This window comes from Streptomyces sp. NPDC058457 (assembly GCF_042720695.1).
Classification (GTDB): Bacteria; Actinomycetota; Actinomycetes; order Streptomycetales; family Streptomycetaceae; genus Streptomyces.
The window spans coordinates 24,513-30,575 of record NZ_JBHXLU010000130.1 but is presented as its reverse complement, the minus strand read 5'-3'; the positions used below and the strand labels follow the sequence as shown (position 1 = coordinate 30,575).

Here is a 6,063-nt window from a genome sequence, read left to right as displayed (position 1 = left end):
TCGGATCCGAGGATCAGTCTGAACCGGGCGGATCTTGGTGGTCTGCCGCCGACTCTTGTGTCGTGGGGGACGTACGAGGTCCTGGCGGGGGAGGATGAGGAGTTCGCTGCGCGTGTCAGGGATGCCGGTGTCGATACGGCGACGGTGGTGGTGGAGGGGGGTCAGCATTCGTACATCTATGGTGCCGGGCGTGTTCCGGAGGCGGATGCGGCTATCGCGCAGATCGGCGCGTGGGTCCGGGAGAAGCTGAAGATCTGACCGGCCAGAGGCCCGGTGATGGCGAGATCCGTTCGACGGAAGGCGCAACGAAGTCCTTGCCGTACGACTGTGAGGATGTCTCATGCGGTGTATGGCCCGTAGCGGCGTCCTGGGTGGTCGTGGGCGCTGATATGTCGCGGCGGCTGGTTCCCGATTGAGCTGTGGGAGCCGGTCGCCTCGTCGCTGCCGTAGTTTGAACCGCACTCACTCCCGGAGCGGTCGGCTGGGCCAATGGGTCGGCCAGCGCTTCGAACAGCACCTTGAGGGGCGCTGCGCGGCCTGTGGCGTTGGTCACGTAGGGCTTTCGCGGGCGGTGAGATCAGCGTCATTTCGGCAAGAGCAGTGGTCATCTTTTCCCACACCAGCCGGTCTCCGATCTCGGGGAACAGCCACATGGCCAAGCAGAAGCAGACGCCGAATCGCGAGGGCAGGATCCGCAGGCGGCGTTCGGCACTGCAAGTCTCTGCCGGCATCGCCTCGACAAGCTCGAACGGCACCACCCCGGTCAACTCTCCGAGATGGTCCGGAGCGAAAGATCCTGCAGCCACGGTGACCGTGGTTGAGGCGGTCGTGAGCGCAGACAGGGGTGGGGCAGAACGGGTTCCGTTGCGTATCTGGGCGAGAGGCTCTCCAGGTTGCGGGCGCGTGCCGTTGTGGCCGGGACGATCACGTGGGACGAGAACACGGGCTCGTCATCCGCACACGACTGAGCTCGGGCCGTTCAGGCTGCACTGGCGGCGATGTCGACAGTTGGTCAGCGCGTGACGCTGCCCAGTCGCACGGCCCGCAGAGCGATGTAGAGCTCCGCCGAGGAGGCCGCGTCAGTGGTTCGGCGGCCGGTCAGCTCGGTGATCCTGTTGAGTCGGTACAGGACGGTGTTGCGGTGGCAGTGCAGAAGCTCGGCGGCTCTGGTCGTCGAGCCGCCGGTGGTGAACCAGGTGTCCAACGTGTCGAGCAGGACGGACTGCTCCGCGTCCGGCTGGGCGAGCAGCGGTCCGAGGACCGTATGGGCCACCTCCGAGGCGGCGTCGGGAGACGCGGCTGCGAGCAGCGCGATCGGTGAACTTCCGTACACGTGAGTGTCATGGGTGCCGGGGGGCAGGCACTGGGCCGCCAGTTGGGCCTCTCGCCGGGCGTTCGAGGCGTCCATGGGGGAGGTGAAGGGCCGACTGATGCCCACCCGGGAGAGCGCGATGGCGCCCAGCAGATCCCGCGTCGTCGCGGCTGGGTGCCCGTTCGGCACGGCGAGCAGGCCCAGCAGGGCGCCGGCCTGGTGGGTCCATTCGGAACCGATGCCGAGCGCACGGAGCCGTCCCTCGGCCGAGGGCAGTGGTTCCGAGCCGTCGTTGATCTCGGCGTACACCACCTGGAAGGGCCCGTTGCGGTCGAGGCGAAGGACTCGCACGATCTCCCAGGCGCTGGAGTTGTTCTCGGCGGTGCCGTCGAGCAGCGTCGTGAGCATGATGCTGCGCGCTGCCGCGTCGCGGCGCGCCTGCTCCTCGATGGTGGCGCGGTAGGCCTCCGCCGCGGCGCTGGAGCACTCGTCGATCACCGCCCAGATGTCCGACGCTCTGTGCAGCAGTTGGGTGGCGCTGTCGTCGTCGAGGGCCATCGCCAGCAGCCGGTCCCAGATGAACCGTCCGGCCATACGGTAGGCATGGAGCAGGGCCGCGAGCGGAATGCCCTGTCCCGCCTTGAGCCGGCCTGCCGCCCGCGGGGCGTCCAGATCCGTGGGCGCGCCCCCGCGCAAGGCGGTGAGCAGCGTGCGGAGATTGTCGTGGACGGCAGTGCGCAACTGCTCGTGGCTGAGCTGAGTGCTCTCGGCGTACGAGTGCTCGCCGTCGACGATCTCGGCGGTCAGCTCCTCGGTCAGCGGGTCCACCGAGTCCAGCAGACGGTCGAGCAACTCGGCCATGCACTCGTCGGCGAGCAACGTCGTCATGCGGCCGATGGTAGGCGCCGGGCGCGTTTGTGCACAGGCCCAATTCATACGTTGATATTTCCGGCCCCTGCCCATGGCCCGTAGGGCATGGGCAGGGCGAGCATCCAGGTCAGTGTGTTCCATCGCGGCAATGCGAATGTGGCGTTCGCACAGTCCGCGCACCCATCGGTCAAGGGAGATCGTATGAACACCTACGACTATGTCGTCGTCGGCGCGGGGTCGGCGGGCTGTGTGCTCGCGGCGAGGCTGTCGGAGGACCCTGATACGAGGGTGGCCCTGATCGAGGCGGGAGGGCCCGACACGGCCCAGGAGATCCACATCCCGGCCGCTTTCCCCCAACTGTTCAAGAGCGAACTCGATTGGGACCTCGACTCCGAGCCGGAGCCGGGGCTCCTCGGCCGGCGGACCTACCTGCCCCGGGGCAAGGTCTTCGGCGGCTCCAGCTCGATCAACGCCATGATCTACATGCGCGGCAACCCTGCCGACTACGACGACTGGGCAGCGGGCGGGGCCACGGGCTGGTCGTACGCCGATGTGCTGCCGTACTTCCGGCGGTCCGAGGACAATGAGCGGGGCGAGGACGACTTCCATGGAGAGGGCGGGCCGCTGACGGTCAGCGACAGCCGGTCCGACCATCCGCTCGCCACGGCGTTCGTCCACGCCGCCGAGCAGGCCGGATACAAGCACAACGAGGACTTCAACGGCGAGACGCAGTTCGGCGTCGGGCGCTACCAGCTGACCCAGCGCGGCGGCCTGCGCTGCAGCACGGCCGTCGCCTACCTGCATCCCGCCCTGGAACGGCCGAACCTCACCGTACTGTCCTCCACCCGGGCCCGACGCGTGGTGATCGAGGACGGCCGGGCGACGGGCGTGGAGGTGGACCGGGGCGGTGTGGTCGAGGTGGTCCGTGCCGAGCGTGAAGTGATCCTGTCCGCGGGCGCGTACGAGTCACCCAAGCTCCTGATGCTGTCCGGGATCGGGCCCGCCGCCGCGCTGGCGGCCTTCGGTATCGACGTGGTGCGCGACCTGCCCGTGGGCCAGGGGCTGCAGGACCACTACATGGTGCTGCTGAACTTCCGTACCGACGTGGAGTCCCTGATCACCGCGGCGAGCCCGGAGTACGCCGCCCTGCTGCAGAGCGAGGGGCGCGGGCCGCTGACCTCCAACATCGGCGAGACCGGCGGCTTCTTCCGCAGCCGGGACGACCTCGGCGCCCCCGACCTGCAGTTCAACGCGGCGCCGACGTTGTTCCACCAGGAAGGGCTCGGCCCCGCCACCGAACACGGCCTCTCGTTCGGTCCCTGTCTGCTCGCCCCCACCAGCCGGGGGCAGGTGACGCTGCGATCCCCGCGCCCCGACGCCGCACCCCGAATCGTGCACAACTACCTCACGACGGCCGAGGACCGGGACGCCCTGGTCAGCGGGATCAGGATCGCCCTGCGGATCGCGGCGCAGCCGGCGGTGGCCGACCTCGTCACCGGACCGTACGAGGTGCCGGATTCCGACTCCGAGGCGGACATCCTCGACTGGGTGAGGCGGACCGGGCAGACGGAGTACCACCCGACGTCCACCTGTGCCATCGGCTCGGTGGTCGACCCCGAACTGCGGGTGCTGGACGTGGCCGGCCTGCGGGTCGTCGACGCCTCGGTGTTCCCGACGGTGCCGAGGGGGAACACCAATGCCCCCGTCATCATGGCCGCGGAGAAGGCGGCCGACCTCATCACGGGATTCAAGGGAGTCACCCGATGACTATGACGCCGACAACCGGACCGGCCGCCGGTGAGGTGGCAGAGGTCGACCGGGCGGTCGCCGAGCTGGCCCGAGGCGAGGCCGCTTGGGCCGCGTGCGGTCTGGCGAAGCGAAGGGAACTGCTGGAGCGGGTGCACGCCGCCACCGCCCAGCAAGCGGAAGCCTGGGTACGCGCGGCCGTCGCGTACAAGCAGCTGCCGGAGGGCAGCCCGCTGATCGGCGAGGAGTGGGTCTCCGGCCCGTACCCGGTGCTGACCGGTACGGCCGCGCTCGCGGCGAGCGTACGTGCCCTGGAGGAGGGCGGCAGCCCCGTGGACGCCTTCTCCACCGTCCCGGCCCCCGGTGGGCGCGTCGCGGTCCGTGTCCTGCCGCACAGCGTCTGGGACAGGCTCCTGCTGAGCGGCTTCAGTGCCGAGGTATGGATGCCGCCCGGCGTCACCGCGCAGACGGTACGGAGCCGGGCGGGCCTTGCCCTGCGACAGCCGGCCGACACCGCTGGCGTCGGCGTGGTCCTCGGCGCGGGGAACGTCACCTCGATTCCGGTCCTGGACGTGCTGTACGAGCTGTACGCGCACAACCGGGTCGTGGTCCTGAAGCTCAACCCGGTCACCGACGGGCTCCTCGACGTCTTCAACCGGGTGCTCGCCCCGCTGATCGACGTCGGCGCGGTCCGCATCGTGACCGGCGGCGCCGAAGTCGGCAACTACCTCGTGCACCACCCGGGCGTCAGCCATGTCCACATGACCGGCAGCGCCCTGACCCATGACGCGATCGTCTTCGGCACGGGTCCCGAGGGTGCCGCCCGCAAGAAGGCGGGCACGCCAGTGCTCCAGAAGCCGGTCACCAGCGAACTGGGCGGCGTTTCGCCGACGATCGTGATACCGGGTGACTGGTCCGAGGCCGATCTGCGCTTCCAGGCCGAGCACGTCGCCACCCACAGGCTGCACAACGGCGGCTACAACTGCGTGGCGGCCCAGGTGGTCGTCGTCAGCTCCGACTGGACGCAGAAGGACCGGTTCCTGGCGCATCTGCGAACCGCGCTGGCCAAAGCGCCGGCGCGTCCCGCCTACTACCCGGGAAGCGATGCTCGGGTCGCGCAGGCCCTCGCGTCGTACCCGAGCGCGGAGCGTATCGCAGGGAGGGTGTTGATCGAAGGCCTCGACCCGGGGGAGCCGGGACCGGCACTGACCACCGAGTACTTCGCCCCCGTCCTGGCCGTTCTCGAACTGCCGGGAAACGCCGGAGAGTTCCTGGACGAGGCAGTCCGCACAGCGAACGAGAAGTTCGCCGGAACGCTCGGTGTGAACCTCATCGCGCACCCCCGCACCATCTCCGCACTGGGCCCGGCTCTCGACGAGGCGATTGCCGAACTGCGCTACGGAACGGTCGCGTTGAACGCGTGGACGGGCGTCGGCTACCTGACCGCGACGGCCAGCTGGGGTGCCTTCCCCGGCCACACCCTCGATGACGTACAGAGCGGGATCGGCGTCGTGCACAACGCCGTACTCCTGGACGGGCCGGAACGCACCGTCGTACGGGGCCCCTTCCGTCCTGCCCCCCGATCGGTCCTCCACGGGGAGCTCTCGATGTCCCCCAAGCCTCCGTGGTTCGTCACCAACCGCACCGCCGTCACCACAGGACGTCTGCTCACTCGGTTCTCTGCCTCGCCCCGCTGGTCCGCGCTGCCCAGGATCTTCGCCTCCGCACTGCGCGGGTGACCACCGACCCATCTCGGACCGACTCGGGAGACGACCACGGTCGACCTGGCCGTCCTGCCGGAACAACACCGCACGCGAGCTGCCGGATCGCGATGCCGTGGTGCAGGGCGGCACAGGCTGTCGTACGCAAAGGTCGACACCGAGGCGAACCGGGTCGCGGCGACGCTCACGGTCCACGGAACGTCCTGCTCGCCGGCCGAGAGGTCACGTATCGCCTCCAGGACTGCGGCGCGAAGGCACACTTCTGCTTCGAGGGCAGTGTGGTTGCTTGCCGGAGTGGTGCGGCGACTGGCGAGGCGTCTGCGGGCGGCCGCAAAAGCCGGCCGCAATGACGCCTTACCCCAAAGCGCGATGAATTCCTGCAGGCTGGCGGCGTCCTGGTGCTGCGGCCAGGAC

The 6,063-nt window shown here is 69.3% G+C and carries 5 protein-coding genes; 3 read left to right on the top strand and 2 right to left on the bottom strand.

The genetic code is table 11. The features are described 5' to 3' along the window. Positions 1 to 258 (top strand): alpha/beta hydrolase (locus ACFWPS_RS50250; protein ID WP_383720151.1); only part of this gene is annotated, 258 nt, incomplete at its 5' end. Positions 259 to 338: 80 nt separating this feature from the next. On the opposite strand, the gene ACFWPS_RS50245 is transcribed toward ACFWPS_RS50250, so the two are convergent. Together ACFWPS_RS50245 and ACFWPS_RS50240 are read right to left on the bottom strand one after the other, a co-directional pair. Continuing rightward, complete coding sequence (locus tag ACFWPS_RS50245) at positions 339 to 806, bottom strand: transposase domain-containing protein (RefSeq protein ID WP_383720149.1); 468 nt, start codon at positions 804 to 806, stop codon at positions 339 to 341. Between the two features lie 206 nt (positions 807 to 1,012). Beyond that, positions 1,013 to 2,200 (bottom strand): PucR family transcriptional regulator, encoded by a 1,188-nt coding sequence (locus ACFWPS_RS50240; protein ID WP_383720146.1) that lies wholly within the window; start codon positions 2,198 to 2,200, stop codon positions 1,013 to 1,015. A 183-nt stretch (positions 2,201 to 2,383) separates the two neighbouring features. On the opposite strand from ACFWPS_RS50240, the gene ACFWPS_RS50235 reads away from it, so the two are divergent. Continuing rightward, entirely contained in the window at positions 2,384 to 3,949 is a 1,566-nt protein-coding gene (locus ACFWPS_RS50235) for a GMC family oxidoreductase (RefSeq protein WP_383720143.1), read from the top strand. Next, positions 3,946 to 5,667, top strand: coding sequence for an aldehyde dehydrogenase family protein (locus ACFWPS_RS50230; protein ID WP_383720141.1), 1,722 nt, complete (start codon positions 3,946 to 3,948; stop codon positions 5,665 to 5,667). Before ACFWPS_RS50235 ends, ACFWPS_RS50230 begins: the two co-directional genes overlap by 4 nt. Positions 5,668 to 6,063 lie beyond the last annotated feature (396 nt).

Excerpts from the sequence above, each read along its gene's own strand:
- ACFWPS_RS50235 (WP_383720143.1), top strand. The coding sequence starts at position 2,384 with ATGAACACCTACGACTATGTCGTCGTCGGCGCGGGGTCGGCGGGCTGT.
- ACFWPS_RS50240 (WP_383720146.1), bottom strand. The coding sequence starts at position 2,200 with ATGACGACGTTGCTCGCCGACGAGTGCATGGCCGAGTTGCTCGACCGT.
- ACFWPS_RS50230 (WP_383720141.1), top strand. The coding sequence starts at position 3,946 with ATGACTATGACGCCGACAACCGGACCGGCCGCCGGTGAGGTGGCAGAG.